Genomic DNA, 19,803 nt, shown 5'->3' with positions numbered 1-19,803 from the left:
GAAGCCCACAGCCGGCTGTGACCGGCAGCCGTCAGCGCCGGCGGCGTCGACGGCTGCCGTGCCAGCCCTGCCAGCCCAGCCATGCCACGTCCAGAGCTGCCGGTCAGCGCTGGTGGCGTCAGCGCTGGTAGGTGGTCCGCAGCACGCCCCGGGCAAGGGTGTGGAACGCCAGGTTGAACCCCACGACCGCGGGCGTGACGGAGCTGTCCACACCGAGCGAGGGGACGTCGACGGCGTGCACCGCGAACACGTAACGGTGTGGACGGTCCCCCGGAGGCGGTGCGGCACCTCCGAAATCGGCCGTCCCGTAGTCGTTGCGCACGTGGAAGGACCCAGCCGGCAGGCCGGCTGGATCGCCGTTTGCCACCCCGTGGGCCAGCTCGGTCACGCTGGCCGGGATGTCGACGAGGAGCCAGTGCCAGAAGCCGCTGCCGGTGGGGGCGTCCGGGTCGAAGGTGGTGACGACGAAGCCGCGCGTCTGTGCCGGGAACCCGGACCAGCGCAGGTGCGGCGAGGCGTTCGCACCGTCGGCCGAGGTGTGCGCGAACTCCTTGGTGAGCGCGTCCCCGTCTGCGAAGTCGTCACTGGTAAGGGTGAACGACGGTACGACGGGCAGAACGTCGAACGGATCCGGGGGAGTACCGCGGTCGAGCAGGGACATCAGCCAACCTCACTTCTTGTAGTTCTCCAACCGAACTTCTGTAATTCCTGTGGTTCCTGTGGTGGTTCTTCGGCAGGCCGGTACCGGAGATCGCCCGTGTCCGCCCCGGCCGCCCCGGGAAATACCGTCACCCGTCTACCACCCACCGGCCATGGCCGGACACGCAGGGGATGAGCGGCAGCCTCCCACGCGGTCTCCTGAAGCGGCCTCCCGAAAAGAAAATCAGGCCATATGTGGATGTCCCGTCATGGCCGCGACAGGCGACGGGCCACGCCGCGACTTTGTGCACCAGAGCGGGACGCACCAGCGGCCCAACAGCACGTTGGGAAGCCCCAGCCAGGTTTTTGGCACCAGGGTGGGACGCGGCGGACCCTGGACGGCTAAGGTGGGGTACGTCCCGGTGGGGTGGCCACCGACTCCCCCCGTGTCGGTGGCCACCCATCGGGACCCTTTGTTTTCAGGCCGGTTGTTTCCGGCGCGGGCCCGGCCCAACTACCTGGCTGTGGCGGCTCTCTCCGTTGCGGCCGATTCCATCGCCGATCATTCGTTCCCCGCGTTCCCCCGTCGGTTTCCGATTGGTTCCGCCGACCGGTTGATCCGGCGAGGGCCACCGGATCAACCGGTTCCGGTGATCAGCTGGTTCCGGTGATCCGGCGGGGCCTGCTGGTCAGTCGGTTCCGGCGGTCCGGCGGGACCGGGCGGAGTGCCGGGCCCCGACCGGCGCCGCGCCCGGGCCGGAACGCCCACCCCGGCGCCGGGCCCGCAGCAGCTCGAACCCGATCGGAATCACCGACAGCAGCACGATCCCAATGAAGATCTTCTCGACGTTGTGCGCGATGAACTCGATCTTCCCGAGGAAGTAGCCGATCACCGTCACACCGGTACCCCACAGCAGCCCGCCGGCAATGTTGAACGTGACGAACAGCCGGTAGTTCATGCCGCTGACCCCGGCAACGATCGGGGTGAACGTCCGCACGATCGGGACGAAGCGGGCGAGGATCACCGAGCGGGGGCCGTACCGATCGAAGAAGTCATGGGCCTTCTCCACGTTCTCCTGCCGGAACAGCCTGGAATCCGGGCGCCGGAAGAGCGTGGGGCCGACCTTGCGCCCGAACAGGAAGCCCGTCTGGTCACCGGCGATCGCGGCAATGGAGATCAGCACGCAGGCCAGCCACAGCGGGGTCGACAGCGTGCCGTTGGAGACGAGCAGCCCCACCGTGAACAACAGCGAGTCACCGGGCAGGAAGAAGCCGATCAGCAGCCCGGACTCCGCAAAGACGATCAACAGGATGACGAACAGACCCGCCTTGGCCAGATGCTCCGTGTTCAGGAAGCTCGGGCCGAGCGCGAGAGTCGTCGAAGCAAGCGTGGACGCGGTCAACACGGTGGCGGGCCTCCGGAAGCGGCTCGGGATACCAGGCGGCTGGCGGCCGATTCGGTTCCCGCCTCGACCGGGCACTCCTCGAAGTGACAACGGACCAGCGCCGACCCGGCTGGCCCGACCGACGAAGAGCAACGCGGTCACGACCGTCCGCGTTACTGACCGCCCGCCAGCTCACCAGATCGAAGCTTGGCTGCCCGACAGCGTATCCAGTGGGGCCACGGGAGGTGCCGCGACCCCGCTGTGACGTCTCGTCACGCCGGCGCGGACATCCGCGCCGGCCGCATCCGACACCCCTGCCACGCCCGCCGCGCTCCGCCCCGGCGCAGCGACGTTGCCGGTCGACCCGGGCGGGCAGGCACATGCGCGGTTGAACCGCATGACAAACCGAATCTGCGCGATAGACTCGGCTAACACCGTTAGCCACATCTGTGACCACCAACATCAACCATGCGGTGACATCACCGCGCCCGAAGGAGATCAGCCATGGCCGAAGCGGACAAGATCTACTACCGCAAGCCCGGCCGGTTCACCCGACATGTCTTCAACAACCTGGTCGCGGGCTTCACCCGGGCCGGTGTCAGCATCTGGGGCAGCCGCGTCCTGGAGGTGAAGGGACGGACCAGCGGGCAGCCCCGCCGGGTCCCGGTCAACCTGCTCAACCATGAGGGCGGGCAGTACCTGGTCGCGCCGCGAGGCGAGACCCAGTGGGTACGCAACCTGCGCGCCGCCGACGGCAACCTCGACATCCTGTTCGGGTGCCGCCGGGAGCACCGGAGTGCCCATGAGGTGGCGGACGCGGACAAAGCGCCGATCCTGCACGCCTACCTCCGCCGTTGGAAGGCCGAGGTCGGAGTGTTCTTCGACGGCGTCAGCGCGGACTCGACCGACGAGGAGATCGCCCGCATCGCGCCGAGGCATCCGGTGTTCGTCATCGACCCGCTCGCATGACGCGGTCCGTTCCCTCCCCGTGCGCCGATTCCTCCCCGTGTGCCGATTCCGCCCAGCGTGCCGATTCCGCCCCATGCGCACCGTCCCGGTCGCGTGCGCTCAGCCCCCGCGCCGCGGAAATCATCGCCGCGGGCAGGCGACTGCTCGAGGCGGAAGGAGCCGACGCCCTGACCATGCGCCGGCTCGGCGCCGAGCTCGGCATCCAGGCGCCCTCCATCTACAAACACCTGCCGGGCAAGCATGCCGTCGAACTGGCCCTGGTCGACGAAGCACTGGCCGAGATCGGCCAGGCCCTGCATCAGGCGGTGCGCCATCCCGGAGCAGAGGGCAGCATCGCAAGCGTCCTGACCGCCTACCGTGAGTACGCGCTTGCCCACCCGAATCTGTACCGCCTGGCCACCAGCTCCCGCCTGCCCCGTGGCTCGACAACACCCGGCCTGGAGGAGTGGTCCGGCGAACCGTTCTTCCTGGCGACCGGCGACCCGCAGGTGGCGCAGGCCATGTTCGCCTTCGCCCACGGCATGGTCATCCTTGAGCTGGACCAGCGTTTCCCCACCGGCTCCGACCTGCGACGAACCTGGGAGGCCGGCGCCGACGCCTTCGCGTCCGCGCGCGGGTCACGGTCCGCCACCAGCACCGCTGTGCCCGTCCCCTGGCCCGCGCCCGAGACCGAGACCCGTTGACAGCGATCGGTGGCGGCCCGTCCCGTCCGTACACCCTCGAAGCGCCCGAGGAGCGGGTTTTTTCCAGAACTTCCAAGCTCGAATTTTGGACGCGCGTCCGAGCGCAAAAAACATGATCACGACATGATCGCGCTGCCTCCGGCCATCCAGCGGGTACCCCTGGTCTACCGGGCACAGTCCGCAGGCGCACAAGGGGGCCGGCATGCACGAGGTCGACACGCACGAGGCCGATGTGATCGTGATCGGAGGCGGCCCGGCGGGGGAGAACGTCGCGGGCCGATGCGCGGACAACGGGCTCACCGTCTCGATCGTGGAGCGCGAACTGGTCGGCGGGGAATGCTCGTACTGGGGATGTATTCCGAGCAAGACGCTGCTGCGCCCCGGCGACGTGCTCGCCGCGGCCAGCCGTGTTCCCGGTGCCGCACAGGCGGTCACCGGTACCGTCGACGCCGCCGCGGCCTTCGCGTGGCGCGACTACATGACCGGCGGCTGGGACGACAGCGGCCAGGTGCCCTGGCTGGACAGCAAGAAGATCGCACTGTTTCGCGGGGCCGGCCGGTTGGCCGGGACCCGGACAGTCGAGATCACCGGCGATGACGGGGCCAGGAGGCTGACCGCGAGACGGGCGGTGGTCATCGCGACCGGGACGGTCGCGGTCGTCCCGCCAGTCGACGGCCTGCGCGACGCGCGTCCATGGAACAACCGGAGCGCCACCGCGGCAACCTACGTGCCGCGCCGGCTGCTGGTGGTCGGTGGCGGCGCGACCGGGGTGGAGATGGCACAGGCGTTCCACCGTCTCGGGTGCCCACGGGTGACCATCGTCGAGGCCGCCGGGCGGCTGCTCGCGCGGGAGGAACCGTTCGCAGGGGAGGAACTGCGCGCGGCTTTCCAGGCCACGGGCATAGAAGTGATCACTGGTGTGCCACTGGTGTCCGCGCGCAGGCAGGACGGCGACTCGACGGTGGTGACGACGCTGGCCGACGGCAGCCGGATCAGTGCCGAGGAGATTCTCGTCGCCGTCGGTCGCCGACCGGCAACGGCGGATCTGGGCCTGGACATGGTCGGGCTGGCCCCCGGCCGGTTCGTCGACGTCGACGGCTGGATGCGGGCAACCGGGGTGGACGGGGGCTGGCTCTACGCCGTCGGTGACTGCAACGGCCGGGCGTTGCTGACGCACATGGGCAAGTACCAGGGCAGGCTCGCCGCCGACGTCATCCTCGGCCGCGACGTCCCGGCCGCCACGGACGTGGTGCCACGGGTGATCTTCACCGATCCCCAGGTCTGCGCGGTGGGCCTGACCGAACAGCAGGCCCGGGACGCCGGCCTGCCGGTACGGAGCGTGACCTACGGTACGGGCGACGTGGCCGGCGCCCAGGTGCGCAGCCGCGCCAGCACCACGTCCAGCGGGAGCAGCAAACTGGTCATCGACTCCGAACGATCGGTGATCGTTGGAGCGACGTTCGTCGGCCCGGACGTCCAGGAAGTGCTGCACGCCGCGACCGTCGCCATCGTCGGCGAGGTACCCCTGGACCGCCTGTGGCACGCGGTCCCGTCATTCCCCACCGTCAGCGAAATCTGGCTACGCCTCCTCGAACAATACGGCCTGTAGATCGCCATCTTCCGTCCACCGCCCTCCGTCCGCTGGACCGATACCGGCCGTCGCCGTCCCCGCGCACCGTCGTGGCTTCGGAAAGACAACGAACGGCCCGCGGACGAAGCATCCAGAAGCGCACCCCCGGCGGACATCACGGATGAATCCGGCCACCGCGTGGACACAGGTATAAAGTTGTCGTCCCGGGAGGTGTCGTTCCCGGTCATGGAGCACGACGGGGGAGCTCTGAATGAAGGTCCATCTGGATTTACGAAGATCATGTGTGAAATTCCCTGATCCAGTGGCCGTGGGACGCGTGCCAGCCGTCGAAAACGCGCGGCTGGCCGGTAAAACGTGAACCGTCTACTCGTCGTTGCCGGGATCGACCCGGCACACGTCACCGTGTTCACCGACCGAGCCCGGTACACCTGCGCCGCCCTGTTCATGGCGCTCTACTACGTCTATGCGACAGCCGGCTGCACGTTCTTTCTGATGATTGCGACCGGGGGCGGGATTTTCCCCGGAGTCCTCGTCGGCCTGCTGGTCGCGGCGGCCGTGGTGGTTTACGACAGATTCCTGCTGTCCCAGGTGAGCGTCGACTTCTCCGATCTCCACGAGGAGGACGCTCGACCGCACGGCCGGCCGAGGATCGGCAGCTACGCGATCAGAGTCGTGATCACCCTGCTCATCGCGGTCATCGTGACCGACCCGCTGGTCCTGAAGATGTTCGACAGCGAGATCACGGCGGAACTCGGCCGGCGGCACACCGACCGGACAGCCACGCTCAACGCTGTGGTCGAGCAGGTCAGAAGCGCTCAGCTCGCCGCGCTCGACGATGAGATCAAAAATGACCAGAACCAACTCGAGGCCGCCAGTACGGCCGTCGGGAAGGCATTCACCGCGGTCACGGACGAGCGCGAGGGACGAGGAGCCACCGGCCTGGCTGGAAACGGCCCCGTATTCAAGCTTCTCAACGATAACTACGCAAAGGCGGTCGCCCGGCAGAACGAGGCCGCGGAAACCCTTGCCACCGCACAGTCGAACAGGTCGGCGAACATCGAACGGATCAACGGTGACGCTAGTAGACAGACGGCGGAGAACAATGACAGCGCACCGCCGCCCGCCGGCGTTCTCGACCATCAGGACGCGTTGCTGGCAGTGCTCCGCCACAACCTGCACGCGCTTCTGGTCTGTGTAATGATCTCTCTGCTGCTCATAGCTCTCGACCTCGCGGTGCTGTTCATCAAGCTGGCCGGCCGCAACAGCGCCTACGAGATCTCCGTCGCCGCCGCGAGCCGTTCCCGACTACGGGTCATGCTCGCCTCGTCCAGGGCCGACGAGGATGTCGATCTCATGGAGATCCGGCTGCGAGCCGAACAGGCGAAACGAGATCTGCGCCATCACTACTCGGCCTCCCGGGATCGTCGGGTGACCGGTGACAACATCGGACAGACGAAACGAGATCCGCGCCGTCGCCATGGGACAACCGGGACAAAAAAGCCCAGGGCTCGCCGGGCGCGACGATGGCCACATCGTTACGAGGCGAACAGCGCCGAGGAGGAGCTGAAAGGAACGGTGTACACCTCCGAAAACAGGCTCTCCACACTGAGTTGGAATGTGTAATCGGTTGATTACGCAGCCGCCGCATGGGTGGTGACGGGGTGTAGCCAGGCGGGGCGGGTGGAGCGGGACGCGACGTAGCGGGCGCGGCGTTGCTGGTTGGGGACGTTGGTCAGGCCGAAGGCGGTCCGGTAGACGAGTTTGATCAGCCGGTTGACTCCCTCGGCCGCGGCGTTGGACAGGCCATGCAGGATGGCGCCTGTGATCCCGACGCGCCAGTCCGAGACTGTCTCGGCTAGGGTGACGATCTCGGGGACGGTCGCGCCGGTCGTGGCGCAATACTCGAAAAACCTGGTCAGGGCCCTGTCGACGTCGGTGCGGGTGGTGGCCCGGCCGGTGCGGGTCGGGGAGAGCGCGAGCAGGCCGAGCAGGTGGTTCTTCGCGCGCCAGGCAGCGCCGATCGCGAAGCTCTCCTCGCCGCCGAGGTCGGCCAGGGTCGTCAGGATCTTCGCGCGGCCGTTGTCGGAGAGCGTGCCGGGGCCACGCACCAGCAGGGTGCGGATCGTGTATTCGGGGTCAGTGGCCCGGCCGCGGCGACCGCGCAGCTGGTGGGTGACCCGGCGGCGGACGTCGCCGACGGCCTTGTTCGCCAGCTGCGCGACGTGGAACGGGTCGACCGCGATCATCGCGTGCGGAAGCGCGTCGCGGGCGGCCGACTTGTAGACGCCTGACATGTCGATCGTCACCGCCTGGATGCCGGCGCGCCAGGCCGCGGGCTGGGCGCCGATCCAGCCGGCCGTGGCCGCCGCTGTCCTGCCCTCGACGGCCCCGAGCAGGCCGTGGCCGCCGCGGGAGTCGAACAGCCCGGTCTGCCAGCGGTCGGCGTCGGCGACCCAGCCACCGGAGATCGGGTCCCGGTGGTAGCGGGGACGGCCCCGGCGGTGGTCGTCGATCCCGAGCACCTCGACGGCGGGCAGCGGCCCGGACACCGACCGCGCCGGCCGGCCTCCGCCGGGCCCGCGGCCCGCCTCACCGTCGACGCCCGCCTCCCCACCGACGGCGTTCTCCTCGTCTCCGACCGGCTCGTCGGCCCCGGTCCGCCCAGCCGGGGCGGTGACCACGATCCCCGCCTCCTCGGCCACCGCGACGAAGCCACGGTGCGCGATGTGCCAGCTGACCCCGGCCGTCCGCGCGACCAGGTCCACCGCCACGACCCAGTCCCCGACCAGGTGGCCCATCGTCTCCTTCGCCGCGGCCGACACCGTCCCACCGCGGGCGGCCAGCGGTCCGCCCTCGGTGAAAACAGCCTGGTCACAGCCGCCGTTGTCGCACCAGAACCGGTGCTTGTGCCAGGTCACCGCCATCGGGACCACCGCCAGATGCGCCACCGTCTGCCCGGCTGCCTCCCTGACCCGGCCCGCCGGCACCCCGCAGCCCGGGCAGCACGCCTCGACCCCCGCCGCCGTGCGCACATGCACCGTGAACGACCCGTCCGCCTCCCGCTCGACCAGTTCGACCTCGACACTGGCGGGCAGCCCCAGCAGCCCGCCCAGCGCACAGCCCCTACCCTTGAACACACGCACCCGTCCGCCTGACGATCTCTTCTCTGGTAAGAGCGATCATTTCAGCGGGCGGGTGCCCCGCTTCCCCGAACCAAAGCGTGACTACGTTCCGTCACCCCAGGTTGTCACGCACAGTTGGTGGCCGGACACGCCCTCCAGTCGACTACGAAGAGCCCGAAAACATCTCACCAGAGCTGAGTGATCTGCTCGACTCGCTCTCCAGCCCCCTGGCCGCCGCCGTGGGAGGACAGGGCACACGGATTACCTACGACGGGCCGATAATGTCCGGATCCTGGGAGAAGACGTTCTACTTCGTACCACCGGCGGAAAGCAGCTTCGAGGACGTCCGGGAGCGGGCCCGAGGCGTTCTCGACTCGATCGCGACCAACCGCGCGGCGGGAACGCCAGTCTCGTTCCCCGGGAGGGACGGCATCGATGCCACAGCCTTCCGGGCCTTCTTCGCCGCCACCCGCGCCCTGGAGTCGATCTCGCTCGTGATCGGTCCGCTGGTCACGGCCCGGGTCGGGGACGAACTCCGGGGCACGGTCCTCACCGCCGAGGAACTGCCGGACGCCGACGAGACGTACCCCCCACGCGAGGCCACGACAATAGTCACCCGAATCCGGGAACGCGCCTCGGAACGGGAACGCACTCCGGAGCGGGACCTGTCAGAATGGATGCGGGCGACGCGCTCGGCCGCCGACCTTTTCCCTGATATTCCAGAAATTCCCGCCCCACGGGACGACGAACGAGGGCCGGACGAACGGCCGTGACGGATACTCCGGATCACTGTTCGCGCCACTCCCGGAGAAGGCCCGCAGCCGTCCGCGTCCACGGATGGTCATGGCCAAGAACTTCCTGGCAGCGCACAAACGCCTTCTCAGCGGCCGTTCGGGCCGGCCTCCGGTCATCGTGGGCGTACAGGTCCATCGCCGTGTTGATGGCGGAGGCGAGCGTGTCGGGATGATGGTCACCGAGAACCCGGCGCCGGCGCTCCCAGACATCCTTGTTCAGGCGCAGCGACTCCGGGTGGCCACCGAGCAGGTAATGGCATCCAGCAAGGTTCGCCGCGCTGGAAAGGGTATCCGGGTGGTCATCGCCGAGAACCCGCCGCCGACGTTCCCACGTGTCCAGAGCCAACATATACGCCTCGTCGAAACGGCCCAGGGCACGCAGATCCATGACAATGCTGTTGGCTGACGCCAGGATGTCGGGATGGTCGGCCGGAAGAATCCGCCGCCGCCGACTCAGGATATCCTGGTCCAGCTCGTAGGCCCTCTGGTGGTCGTCCCTCTTCAGGGCGAAGAGAGCACGGGCCAGATGATGACCCGCGGCCAGGGCGTCGAGGTGGTCGGGGCCGAGCACCGGTAGCCAGTGGCGGCGGGCACGTTCGGCGAGGTCACGGCTCTCGCCGAACCGCCCCCGCGCGTAGTGGTAACGACAGAGGTCGAGAAGAAGACGACGGAATTCAGGCGGTTCGCCGGCCGTCGCGGCAAGCCGGCCGGCAACGGCCAGGACGTGGGGGGCCGTGGCACGAGAGACCAGAGCCTCATATGCGGGCCAGTTGGCCGGCTCGCCGGGACCGCCGGGGTTCTCGGTTCCCAGGCGGCGGAGCTCGTCGGCGTCCCGGCCACCGTCGAGATCCGTGCGCGTCCCCACCCGGGTACGGCCAGAACATGTGGCCGGTTTCGAGGACGGAATGCCCGGAAAAGTCGAGGGCGCATCGCCTCCGGCCCCGCCTCCAGTCCCCGCCGGGGCGATATCCGCATCGTTCGACAGCCCTGACCCGGGCCCCGGAGCTCCCCGCTCGGTCGCGCGGGCTACCCGTTCCGGGAACGGCATCGGACCTGCCGGTCTCAGGCGGCCTGCCGTGGCCTGTTTCCGGACCGGTAACGTGGGCGGGCTGTCCGGCCTCCTCCGCCCAGCCTGTGCGTCCCGCAGCCCGTCGAGCAGCCGGATCCGCGCCACCTGTTCATCAGCCGGCCCCGACAGATCCGTCAGGTCGATCCGTCCGCGTGTCCCCAGCATTCCGAGGCTGCCCGGAGCACAGGTTTCGATCATAATCGGGACCAGCCGCCGGGTATCTCCTTTCAGGTCCGATTCCCGTACCGCCTGCCACTGCGCGCCGCCGTCATCCGACTCGAGATAGGCCGGTGTCACCACCGCCAGCAGCCGGCTCGCTCGGCGCAGGCCCTCCTGTTCGAGAGCGGACCAGACAGTCCCCGGGACGGACTCCCATGCCCTGATCAGAACCCGGTACCCGTTCTCCTCCAACGTCCAGGCGAGCCACTCCGCCCATTCACGATCCGCCTCGGCATACGAGACGAAGAAGTCCCAGCGGCCCTCATCGGCGCCCCCGTCGGTCACGTGCCCAGCATCCCACCAACAACGGATGGGGAGCGTAGGTGGTTTCCGTCGCCATAACGACTATTTCCACCCACGGCTTCCACGTCTGTAGGTGGAAAGCGCCGTCATACCGGCGGTTGCCACCTACACCTTCCGCTAATCTGAAGCAGATGTCACTGCCACCAGCGGAGTTCTATGCGACGCTCCCGCGCTCGATCGCCGGGGCCAGCGCCCTCTTCCATGATCCCGATGGCCGGATCCTGCTCGTCCAGCCGTCCTACCGCACCGACTCCTGGCTCCTGCCCGGCGGTCACATGGAGGAGGGAGAGTACCCGTGGGAGACCGCACGACGGGAAATCAAGGAAGAGCTGGGGCTGGACCTGCGGCCCGGACGGCTGTTGGCGGTCGACTGGATACCGCCCCAGGACAACGGACGGCCAGCGCTGGCCAACTTCGTCTTTGACGGCGGGGTGCTCACCCTCGATGACGCCGAGCGACACCTGCGCCTACAGGCCGACGAGCTGATCGCATGGCGGCTGTGTACCCCCGCGGAACGCGACCAGCTTCTCGCGCCATACATCGCCCGACGCGTCCACGCCTGCGCTGACGCCCTGCACACCGGCCAGACCGCCTACCTCCAGCACGGCCGGCCCCCGACGGCCGCACCCGGCTGACCGGCCGCACACCCGTCAGGACGATCGGCCACCGGTTCGCACGCACCCCGACGATGGCCGTCCTGGTCCGGCTCGAACGCGACGGCCGTCGACCTGCCCGCCCCTGGCCGTATACCCGTGCGGGGCCACCCACACAAACCATGATCTGGACAAGTTCGCCGCTGTGCGCGCTTTTCCGCTCCTCACCGGACCGCCCCGGCCAGGGCGCCCGGGCTCCCCCTCGATGCCCTTGGCCGCCGCCCGCCCACCAACCCCCACCGGACCGGCCACACATCCTGTTTCCTGACCGGCGAGCGGGAACGAGGGTGCGAAAGAAGAGCCCGCGAACGGAGCGGTGACGTGGTTTCCGCTCCCCCTCACCCCCGCGTTCTCGACGCCGCGGCTCCGTTCGCGGGCACTGCCGGCCGCGCCCCGCCTGCGACGTTGTCGCACCTGCGGATACGGTCATCTACGGGGAATCCGTATCTGCGTATGGCGGTGTGGTGCGCCGTCGCAGCAATGATCCTTTCGTGGCAGCGTACGGGTATGGCGCATGAACAGCGTGTCCCGGACGCCAGCGGTCACCCTCGTCCTGACGATGCTCATCCCCGCGACGCTCATTCTCGCGACGCTCGCCATCCTCATGACGCCAGTGGTCACCGTTCACATGACGCTGATGGTCACCGTGACTGCGGTGACCATGCTTCCCATGGTCACCGTTCCGCCCACAGCGACCACCCCGCCCATGGTCACCGTTTCGTCCGCTTCATCCACAGGGACCGTGGCGACCGTTCCCGCGGTGACCGTAAGCAGTACCACGGTGACCATAAGAATGGTCGCCGTCATGACCACGGCCACGGTGGTGGCGGTGATCATGAAGGTAGTGGCGGTGGTGGCGACAGCGGTGGCCACGGGCATGGCGGCGGTGGGCGCGGACGCGGACGCGGAAACAGTCGTCACGATGACCACCATCACGGTCATGGTGACAGTGGCGCCGGGGACGGCACGGTACACACGCATGACGTGTGGCGGCGACGACTGCCTCACTGGCTGGTGCCGCACTCCCATGATTCGGTGAACCGGGTGGACTCGGCGGTGGAGACGTCCGCCGCAGGGATCCGTGCGCTGTGGATATCGCTGGCCGTGCTCGGGACGACCGCTGCTCTTCAGATGGTCATCGTCATGCTGTCCGGATCGGTGGCGCTGCTCGGGGACACCATCCACAACGCGACGGACGCGCTGACCACGCTGCCCATCGGCGTCGCGTTCGTCCTCGGCCGACGGCCGCCCACCCGCCGCTACACCTACGGTTACGGCCGCGCCGAGGACCTGGCCGGCGTCGCCGTCCTCGCGACGATCGCCGCGTCCGCGGGCTTCGCCGCCTACGAAGCCGTCGACCGGCTGCTGCATCCCCGTGTGGTCACCCATCTGCCGGCGGTGGCCGCGGCCGGGCTGGTCGGGTTCGCCGGCAACGAGTTGGTGGCTCGACACCGGATCCGCATTGGCCGGCGGATCGGGTCGGCGGCGCTGGTCGCGGACGGGCTGCATGCCCGCACCGACGGGTTCACCTCGCTGGCCGTGCTGCTGGGCGCCGCCGGTGTGGCCGTGGGCTGGGACACCGCCGACCCGGTCATCGGCCTGGTCATCACCGTCGCGATCCTCGCCGTGCTCCGCGACGCCGCCGGCGAGGTCTACCGGCGCCTGATGGACGCCGTCGACCCGGATCTGATCGACGCGGCCGAGGCCGCGCTACGGGCCACCCGGGGTGTCAGCGCCGTCGGCCGGGTCCGGTTGCGCTGGATCGGCCACCGCCTGCACGCCGAGGCCGACATCGTCGTCCCCGGGGAGCTCACCGTCGTCGACGCGCACGCGATCGCCATGGCCGCCGAGCGTGCCCTCACCCACGCCGTGCCGCGGCTGATCAGCGCGACCGTCCACACCGACCACCCAGCGGCACACGAACCGGCAGCGCGCGACTTGGCAATGTATGACCTTCATGATCCGTATGACACGCGTGACGCTGACCACCGGTGTGCACTGTTCGCCCGTCACGGCGTTCTCGCGCACTCCCGCACCGGTGACACCAGCCAGTGAGACGCCAGCTCGTAGGACACCCGTGGACGCCAACCCACAGGGCACCAGCCTGTGAGGCGCTCCCGGGGCAGCCGGCGGCACGCGGTACGGCGAGAGTTGTCCACAGCCCACCGGGCCACCCGGCGTACCCGCGCGGCCAGCGGGCCGACGGCAATGGTCAGCGTCGCGTCGATGGATGCCGATCATGACCTGTGTGGATGGTTGCGGACGGGATTCGCGCTACTTGGCCAGCGCTCAAGGCGCTTGCTGCGGCCGCGTTACCTGGTGCGGTCGCGTGCCGTGAGCAGGTCCGGCAGTGAGGCGGCCGGATCTGCGCCGGGCTCGGCGCGGGCCCAGGCCAGCAGCCGCGCGAGGTCAGGCTCGTCTCCGGCCCCGGTCGGGGCCACGACGGGCAGCACGCCCCCGAACACCTCGCCCGCGGCGGCGTCCACGGTCACCTCGGTGCCCGCCAGGCCCATCAGCGTCCCGGTGCCGCAGCCGACCACGCAGGGCACGCCAAGCTCGCGGCTGACCACCGCGGCGTGCGACGTCGCGCCACCGAGCTCGGTGAGGATCGCCGCGACAGCCGACATCGCCGGCACGTCCTCGGGGTCGGTGGTCGGGCGGGCCAGCACGACGGCCTCACCGGCGTCGGCGCGGTCCTGAGCCGCCTCGGTGTCGCAGACCACGACGCCGCTGACGACCCCCGGGCAGGCGGGACGTCCCGAGGCCAGCACGCGTGCGGCCGCGCGCGCGTGCGGCTCGACGTGCGGGCGCAGCACGGCGGCGACCTGTCCGGGAGAGACCCGGTCCAGGGCCTCGCGCTCGCCGATGAGCCCCTCCTCCGCGAGCGCGACGGCAAGCCGCACGGCGGCGGCCGGCGAGCGTTTCGCGGCACGGGTCTGCAGCAGCCACAGGCGCCCGGACTCGACAGTGAACTCGATGTCCTGCACGTCACGGCACTCCCGCTCGAGCGTCGCCGCGAGCGCCATGAGCTCGGCGTGCACGGCGGGCTGCGCCCGCGCCAGCTCGGTGAGGCGCAGCGGGTCGTGGGTGCCCGCGACCACGTCCTCCCCCTGCCCCCGCGGCAGCCACTCCCCGAAGGGCTCGGGATCCCCGGTGAGCGGGTCGCGGGTGAACAGCACACCCGTCCCGGACGCGTCGTCGAGGTTGCCGAACACCATGGCCTGCACGGTCACCGCGGTGCCCGCGTCGTCGTCGAGTCCGCGTTCGCGCCGGTAGGCCAGGGCGCGGCGCGAGTCCCACGAGGCGAACACGGCGCTCACCGCGGCCTCGAGCTGCGCGGCCGGCTCGGCGGGCGGCGCGACACCGACGACCGCCTCGAACTGGCGGGTGAAACGCCGGGCGGTGTCGGCCGCGAACCGGGCGTTGCCTGTCGAGACGGCCAGCGCCACCTGCACCCGCGGCGTCATCCCCAGGTTCAGAACGGTGTCCATCATTCCGGGCATCGAGACGGCCGCGCCCGAGCGCACCGACACCAGCAGCGGCGTGGGCCCGCAGCCGAAGGTGCGGCCGGTGGCCTCCTCGAGGTACGCGATCGCCGCGGGCAACGCCGCGCGCACGTCGGCGGGCAGCCGGCCGCCGACGACGCGGTGGCGCGCGCACGCCTCGGTGGTCACGACGAAGGCCGGCGGCACCGGCACCCCGAGCGCGAGCATCCGCTGGATGCCCCACGCCTTGCCGCCCAGCAACGCGCGGTCGCCGTCGGGGTCGGGGACGAGCGGGCGCACCGCGGTGGTGATCGTGGTCATCCGGTCGTGGCCTCCTCGCTCGCCCGGTCGCGTCCGGTCGCGCCGTAGAGTTCCTCGTGCAGCTCGTGGAAGACCGTGTGGTAGCTGTCGACCATCGGATGCGTCAGGAAGCGCCGGTCGCCGCCGTGCAGCCGGACGAGCGCCATCTCCAGCCGGCCGGGATAGCGGCGCAGCCGGGGGACGATGGCGGCCGCCCGCGTCGCGAGACGGCTCACATCGCCGTGCAGCGCCTCGACCCGGGCGATGATGGCGGCGTCGTACGCCGCGTCGGAGTGGTCGTTGGGCTCCTCGTCGCGCAGCTGCCAGTCCCGCAGGATGACCTTCAGCCTGTGGTCGTGCGCGCTGAACTCCTCCCAGACCAGGTCGAGCGCGGTCACGTCCAGGCCCGCGCGCTCGGCGGCCAGCGCCACCCGCAGCATGTCGCGCCCGCCGGGCATGAGCCGATAGCGGCCGCGGCGCTCCTGGACGTGCCCTGCCACCACAAGCGACTCGAGCGAGCGGCGCACGGCGGCCTCGTCGCCGCCGGCCAGCCAGATCACCGTGGACGCGTCCGCCAGCCCGCCCTTCAACCGCACCGCCTGCAACACCGCGAGATCCATCAGGCCACCTCCTCGGATGGAACTGCTGCCCGCTCGGACGGGGCGCCGGGCCGCTCGAACGAAGCGCCGGCCCGCTCGGGCGGGGCCACGGCCCGGCCTCGCGGGCTCCCACCGGCCTCACGCGCTCCCACCTCACGCGCTTCCGGCTCGCCCGTGCGGCCGTCCAGCGGATCGAGGGTGATCCGCACGCCGGCTTCGACCAGCGCCCGGCGCACCTGCCGCGGGCTTTCGTACAGGACGCCGACCATCCCCAGGTCGCGCGCGGGCACGAGGTTCTCGGGGAAGTCGTCGACGAAGGCCACCTCCCGTGGCCCACGGCCGAGCATCGCCAGGAGCCTGCGGTAGATCGTGGGATCGGGCTTGCGCAGCCCCAGCTCCGACGAGTCGCCGTAGACGTCGATCGTGCCCGCGGGCAGCAGCGTGTGCAGCCAGTCACGCCGCTCGGCGAAGATGTTCGTCAGCAACGCGGTCTGGTAGCCGGCCGCCTTGACCTCGACGACCAGCGCGACCATCTCGGGCCGGACGCTGTCGCCCATGCACGCCCACAGCATCGCGTCCAGACGCTGCGCCGGCACATCGACATGATGTTTCTCGGCGATCGCCGAGGAGCACCGGCGGTAGAACTCGGCGATCGACATCCGCCCCGTCTCGCAGCGGGCGAACAGCTCGCCGCCTCGGACGAAGGACATCACCGTGCCCGCCGGCAGGCCGTACTCGGCGTCGACCTTCTCGAACTCTCCGACGGGACTCGGGCACAGGACCCCGCCCACGTCGAAGACGACCGCCCCGATCATGCCCGGCGGGGCGGCGAGCCCGCGTGGACGAACTGCGTGCCACGGAACACGTCGACCTTGTGGATGTAGCCGTTCTGGGTGAACAGCGGGAACTCCCGCCCCTCGGGGTCAACGAAGATCGCGTAGTAGTCCTGCATCGTGGCGGCCCAGTTGGGAGCCTCCGGCCCGACCTCGGCCTCCTGCATCGCCACCGCGACCCGCCCCGTCGGACGCACCAGGTCACCGGCGATGCGGTGCCCGTTGGAGAACTCGAGCTCGTAGTGCTTCGGGCAGGCGGTCGCCTCCTTGTGGTAGACGCCGCCCACGCAGGGGACGAGCGTGTGCGCGTCCGACCACCAGCCGGCGACCGGCATGGGAGCCGGCTCGGGCAGTTCGTGGCTGCGCAGCGCGATGACCGAGAAGACGCTGTCGTCCGGCAGGATCGCCGACAGGAGGTCCCAGCCGGTGTTCCACATGAGCTGGGTCTTGCGCCGGCCCCAGCCGCGGTCGCGCCAGCCGAAGCCGGAGAACGCAAGCTCCGGCCCGCCGCGCCAGCGCATCGTCCCGTTGGCCGTGACGACCTGTTCGGTGTGGCAGTAGACCTGCCCGCTCTCCCCGGTGGCGTAGTAGCCCCTGAACATGGTGTCCCACAGGGGCGCGAAGTGCTTCCCCTTCAGCGTCAGGTCGAACTCGACCTCGTCGAGGCTGCCGACCCACCGCAGCTCGTGGTTGGAGTCCCAGGAGAGGTTGACCATCTCCAGCCGCGCGAGCTCGTTGCCGACCTGCCGGTCGTTGTGCGTCCCGTCGGTCCGCAGCACCTGGATGACCGATTTGTTGCCCTGCGCAACGCCGATGGCGCACCGGGTGTTCGGCGAGCGGTTGGCGCTGACCGTCATGTGCATGTTGATGTTCGCGTTGAGGGCATCATCGCGGACGGTGATGAAGAAGGTCTCCTTCCACGGTAAGGACTCGTCGCCGAAGGGCTTGTGTAACAGCTCGTCCTCGGGGCGGGGCAACCATTCCGCCGGGACGCCGCGGGACGACACGGTGGCCGTGCCGGTGGTCGCACTGGTGGCCGTGGGAGTGCTCATGCGGTGCTCTCCAGTTCACTGTCACGGGTCACACTGCCACTTTCTGTGCTGCCACTTTCTGTGCTGCCACGGGTCACGCCATCGCGGTCCGTGCCTTCCGCGGCCCGCCTGAGGATCTCCACCGTTCCCTTGTTGCCGTCGACCCGGACGCGGTCGCCGGTGCGCAGCACCCTGGTGCCATTGCCCGTACCGATGACGCACGGCACCCCGACCTCACGCGCCACCACGGCGGCGTGGCTGAGCAGGCCGCCGATGTCGACCACCAGGGCCGAGGAGAGGAACAGCACCGACGCCCAGCTCGGGTCGGTGGTCACACACACGAGCACCTCGTCGGGCTCGATGTCGTTGAAGGTCGGGTCGTGGACCACGCGTACGAAGCCCTCGACGATCCCGCCGCTGGCACCGATGCCACTGACAGCGGCCTGCGCGGCCTGCGCGGCCTGCGCGGCCGAGGCGCCAGACGTGTCGTCCGCGGGCGCCAGCTCGAAGGGCGCGGGCCTGCCCTGCCAGTGCGTGGGGATGTCGTAGCGCAGGAAGTCCGCGCGCTGGGCGCGCCGCCGGGCGGCGATCTCTTTCGCCCCGGCGGGTAGCCCGTCGACGAGATCGGAGACCTCGAACAGGAACACGTCCTCGGGATCGTCGAGACGCCCGTCCGCGGCCAGCAGTGTGCCCAGCCTCCGAGCGGCTCCGCGGGCGACGTCGAGAGCCTGCAGGTAGGCGGCCTTGGCCACCCCGCGCAGCGGGATCCGCGACACCGCCAGCTTCAGCACGAGTTTCGCCCCCGGCCGCTGCGCGGCGGGCAGCCCGGCCAGCAGCTCACGCTCGGCCCGCTCGCGCGCCCGGGTCCGCTCCGCGGCGGCCAGCGCCGGGTCCTGGGTGTCGTCGCGCTCGCCGTACTGCGCGGCGAGGCGGAGCACCGGCGTGGGGTCCTCGCGCCAGACCCGCCCGGAGACCTCGCCCTCGCGGGGTCCGTGATAGCCGTGCCTGGCAAGAAAGGCGTCGAGATCCAGCTCCCCACGCCCCATCCGCCACAGGTCGAAGATGATGTCGGTCTCGGCGTGCGAGCCCTGGCCGGCGACGAGCGCGTTGGCCTGCGCGTGGTCTAGGCCCGCCTTCTCGATGAGGGTGAGCAGCTGGTCGTACACCGCCTGCACCCCGATGAACACGCCACCGGCCTGCACTCGGATCATCTCCGTGAAGCGGTCCCGGCCCTCGGCCAGCGCGTGCCGGGCGCCGGCCTCGTCGAGGGTGTCGAAACGCGGTACCCACGCCTGCCACCAGGCCTTCGTCGGCCCGGTCCGCGCAATCACGTCCCGGCGGATGGTGGCCAGCGCGTAGGGCATTCTGACCGCGACGAACGGCAGACGGCGCCTGGAGCGGGCCAACGGGATGCCCGCCGGGACCTCGCCGAGCAGCTGGCGCGCGATCGCGTCCGGCCCCGAGCCGGGCAGCAGCCCACCCATCTCACAGAAGAAGTTGACGTTCAGGGCGGCGCGGCCGTAGAAGACGGCGGCGACGGCGTCGTTGGGATCGTCCTGTACACGGACATCACCGGACGCGAGCGCGCCCATACGCGCGAAGCAGTCACGGACCCCGACGTCGACCGCGGGGCCCCACAGCGACCAGCCCAGGGGTGTCGCCACGCCCGGGAGTGCCTCCCCCACGTTCGTCGTGCTCCAGAAGCGTTCAGGTCGTGACTGCGTGTGTAAAGGACCGCTCGGGTCCACGTTGATGGTCATGCGGCTCCTCTCCTGGTCTGGTCTCCCGCTCCGGCCCCGGCCCCGGCCAACAAGGCGGTGAGGCTGCCTGCTCGTCGGGTGCAGTCAGCGTTTACAAACAAGTGTTTGTTGTCAAGAGAGGGCTCGTCGGATGCGCACGAAAACAACCGACAGACACGGGTGGAGCTGGGGAACGGCGGATGGGTGAGCCGGGTGCGCGGGGCGTACCCGGCGGCCAAGCTGGCGTTCGAGCCGGGCCGGGCTGTGCGGGAACCGCGCCAGCGGCGCGGCTGGCGCCAGGCTGAGCTGGCCCGCGCGGCAGGCATGACGCAGCCTGGGCTACACGCACCACGTGACCCCCGCCTGTGTGGCGGGGGTCATCTCGATCG

17 protein-coding genes and 1 pseudogene are annotated in these 19,803 nt (G+C 70.0%); 7 read left to right on the top strand and 11 right to left on the bottom strand.

The features are described from left to right. Positions 1–118 precede the first annotated feature (118 nt). Both FSYMDG_RS00160 and FSYMDG_RS00155 read right to left on the bottom strand, forming a co-directional pair. Positions 119–661 carry a YbhB/YbcL family Raf kinase inhibitor-like protein gene (locus FSYMDG_RS00160; RefSeq protein ID WP_013871622.1) on the bottom strand — a complete coding sequence of 181 codons (543 nt, stop codon included), beginning with the start codon at positions 659–661 and terminating at the stop codon, positions 119–121. A gap of 667 nt (positions 662–1,328) precedes the next feature. After that, positions 1,329–2,045, bottom strand: a complete 717-nt coding sequence (locus tag FSYMDG_RS00155) for a DedA family protein (protein ID WP_013871621.1) — start codon at positions 2,043–2,045, stop codon at positions 1,329–1,331. Positions 2,046–2,528: 483 nt separating this feature from the next. On the opposite strand from FSYMDG_RS00155, the gene FSYMDG_RS00150 reads away from it, so the two are divergent. The 4 genes from FSYMDG_RS00150 to FSYMDG_RS00135 all read left to right on the top strand — a co-directional run bounded on the left by FSYMDG_RS00150 (position 2,529) and on the right by FSYMDG_RS00135 (position 6,890). Then, the gene (locus tag FSYMDG_RS00150; RefSeq protein WP_013871620.1) at positions 2,529–2,993 is read left to right on the top strand and encodes a nitroreductase family deazaflavin-dependent oxidoreductase; all 465 of its coding nucleotides are present in this window, start codon (positions 2,529–2,531) and stop codon (positions 2,991–2,993) included. Then, complete coding sequence (locus tag FSYMDG_RS00145) at positions 2,990–3,676, top strand: TetR/AcrR family transcriptional regulator (protein ID WP_013871619.1); 687 nt, start codon at positions 2,990–2,992, stop codon at positions 3,674–3,676. The genes FSYMDG_RS00150 and FSYMDG_RS00145 overlap by 4 nt, the downstream gene beginning before the upstream one ends. Before the next feature lie 202 nt (positions 3,677–3,878). Next, on the top strand, positions 3,879–5,285 hold the full coding sequence (locus FSYMDG_RS00140) for a dihydrolipoyl dehydrogenase family protein (RefSeq protein WP_013871618.1): 1,407 nt from the start codon (positions 3,879–3,881) through the stop codon (positions 5,283–5,285). A gap of 336 nt (positions 5,286–5,621) precedes the next feature. After that, positions 5,622–6,890 carry a DUF4407 domain-containing protein gene (locus FSYMDG_RS00135; protein WP_013871617.1) on the top strand — a complete coding sequence of 423 codons (1,269 nt, stop codon included), beginning with the start codon at positions 5,622–5,624 and terminating at the stop codon, positions 6,888–6,890. An 8-nt stretch (positions 6,891–6,898) separates the two neighbouring features. Here FSYMDG_RS00135 and FSYMDG_RS22400 read toward each other — a convergent pair whose 3' ends face one another. Then, positions 6,899–8,404 carry an ISL3 family transposase gene (locus FSYMDG_RS22400; RefSeq protein WP_432763258.1) on the bottom strand — a complete coding sequence of 502 codons (1,506 nt, stop codon included), beginning with the start codon at positions 8,402–8,404 and terminating at the stop codon, positions 6,899–6,901. Positions 8,405–8,487: 83 nt separating this feature from the next. On the opposite strand from FSYMDG_RS22400, the gene FSYMDG_RS00125 reads away from it, so the two are divergent. Further along, a complete protein-coding gene (locus FSYMDG_RS00125) occupies positions 8,488–9,162 on the top strand; it encodes a hypothetical protein (protein ID WP_013871615.1) in 675 nt (224 codons plus the stop codon). 13 nt (positions 9,163–9,175) lie between these two features. Here the strand turns inward: FSYMDG_RS00125 and FSYMDG_RS27650 are convergent, their stop codons facing one another. Together FSYMDG_RS27650 and FSYMDG_RS29875 are read right to left on the bottom strand one after the other, a co-directional pair. Continuing rightward, on the bottom strand, positions 9,176–10,048 hold the full coding sequence (locus tag FSYMDG_RS27650; RefSeq protein WP_237702922.1) for a tetratricopeptide repeat protein: 873 nt from the start codon (positions 10,046–10,048) through the stop codon (positions 9,176–9,178). Positions 10,049–10,360: 312 nt separating this feature from the next. Further along, a pseudogene (locus FSYMDG_RS29875) lies at positions 10,361–10,756 on the bottom strand (toll/interleukin-1 receptor domain-containing protein); the annotation flags it as partial. A 149-nt stretch (positions 10,757–10,905) separates the two neighbouring features. Between FSYMDG_RS29875 and FSYMDG_RS00115 the strand changes: the two are divergent. Further along, the gene (locus tag FSYMDG_RS00115) at positions 10,906–11,409 is read left to right on the top strand and encodes an NUDIX domain-containing protein (protein ID WP_043602601.1); all 504 of its coding nucleotides are present in this window, start codon (positions 10,906–10,908) and stop codon (positions 11,407–11,409) included. A gap of 642 nt (positions 11,410–12,051) precedes the next feature. Here FSYMDG_RS00115 and FSYMDG_RS27295 read toward each other — a convergent pair. Then, complete coding sequence (locus FSYMDG_RS27295) at positions 12,052–12,348, bottom strand: hypothetical protein (RefSeq protein WP_202797650.1); 297 nt, start codon at positions 12,346–12,348, stop codon at positions 12,052–12,054. 63 nt (positions 12,349–12,411) lie between these two features. Here FSYMDG_RS27295 and FSYMDG_RS00105 point away from each other — a divergent pair, with 63 nt between their 5' ends. Beyond that, positions 12,412–13,482, top strand: a complete 1,071-nt coding sequence (locus FSYMDG_RS00105) for a cation diffusion facilitator family transporter (protein WP_202797649.1) — start codon at positions 12,412–12,414, stop codon at positions 13,480–13,482. A gap of 257 nt (positions 13,483–13,739) precedes the next feature. On the opposite strand, the gene FSYMDG_RS00100 is transcribed toward FSYMDG_RS00105, so the two are convergent. The 5 genes from FSYMDG_RS00100 to FSYMDG_RS00080 are packed head-to-tail and all read right to left on the bottom strand — an operon-like array spanning position 13,740 to position 19,435. Then, a complete protein-coding gene (locus FSYMDG_RS00100) occupies positions 13,740–15,233 on the bottom strand; it encodes a pyruvate, phosphate dikinase (RefSeq protein WP_013871610.1) in 1,494 nt (497 codons plus the stop codon). Continuing rightward, complete coding sequence (locus FSYMDG_RS00095; protein ID WP_013871609.1) at positions 15,230–15,832, bottom strand: hypothetical protein; 603 nt, start codon at positions 15,830–15,832, stop codon at positions 15,230–15,232. The genes FSYMDG_RS00100 and FSYMDG_RS00095 overlap by 4 nt, the downstream gene beginning before the upstream one ends. Then, entirely contained in the window at positions 15,832–16,626 is a 795-nt protein-coding gene (locus FSYMDG_RS00090) for an HAD family hydrolase (protein ID WP_013871608.1), read from the bottom strand. Before FSYMDG_RS00090 ends, FSYMDG_RS00095 begins: the two co-directional genes overlap by 1 nt. Next, positions 16,623–17,696 carry a hypothetical protein gene (locus tag FSYMDG_RS00085; protein WP_013871607.1) on the bottom strand — a complete coding sequence of 358 codons (1,074 nt, stop codon included), beginning with the start codon at positions 17,694–17,696 and terminating at the stop codon, positions 16,623–16,625. The genes FSYMDG_RS00090 and FSYMDG_RS00085 overlap by 4 nt, the downstream gene beginning before the upstream one ends. After that, positions 17,693–19,435 (bottom strand): PEP-utilizing enzyme, encoded by a 1,743-nt coding sequence (locus tag FSYMDG_RS00080; RefSeq protein WP_013871606.1) that lies wholly within the window; start codon positions 19,433–19,435, stop codon positions 17,693–17,695. Before FSYMDG_RS00080 ends, FSYMDG_RS00085 begins: the two co-directional genes overlap by 4 nt. Positions 19,436–19,803 lie beyond the last annotated feature (368 nt).

It is taken from the genome of Candidatus Protofrankia datiscae, from assembly GCF_000177615.2.
Taxonomy (GTDB): domain Bacteria; phylum Actinomycetota; class Actinomycetes; order Frankiales; family Frankiaceae; genus Protofrankia; species Protofrankia coriariae.
The sequence above is the reverse complement of the archived record's forward strand: the minus strand, read 5'-3'. Positions and strand labels throughout refer to the sequence as shown.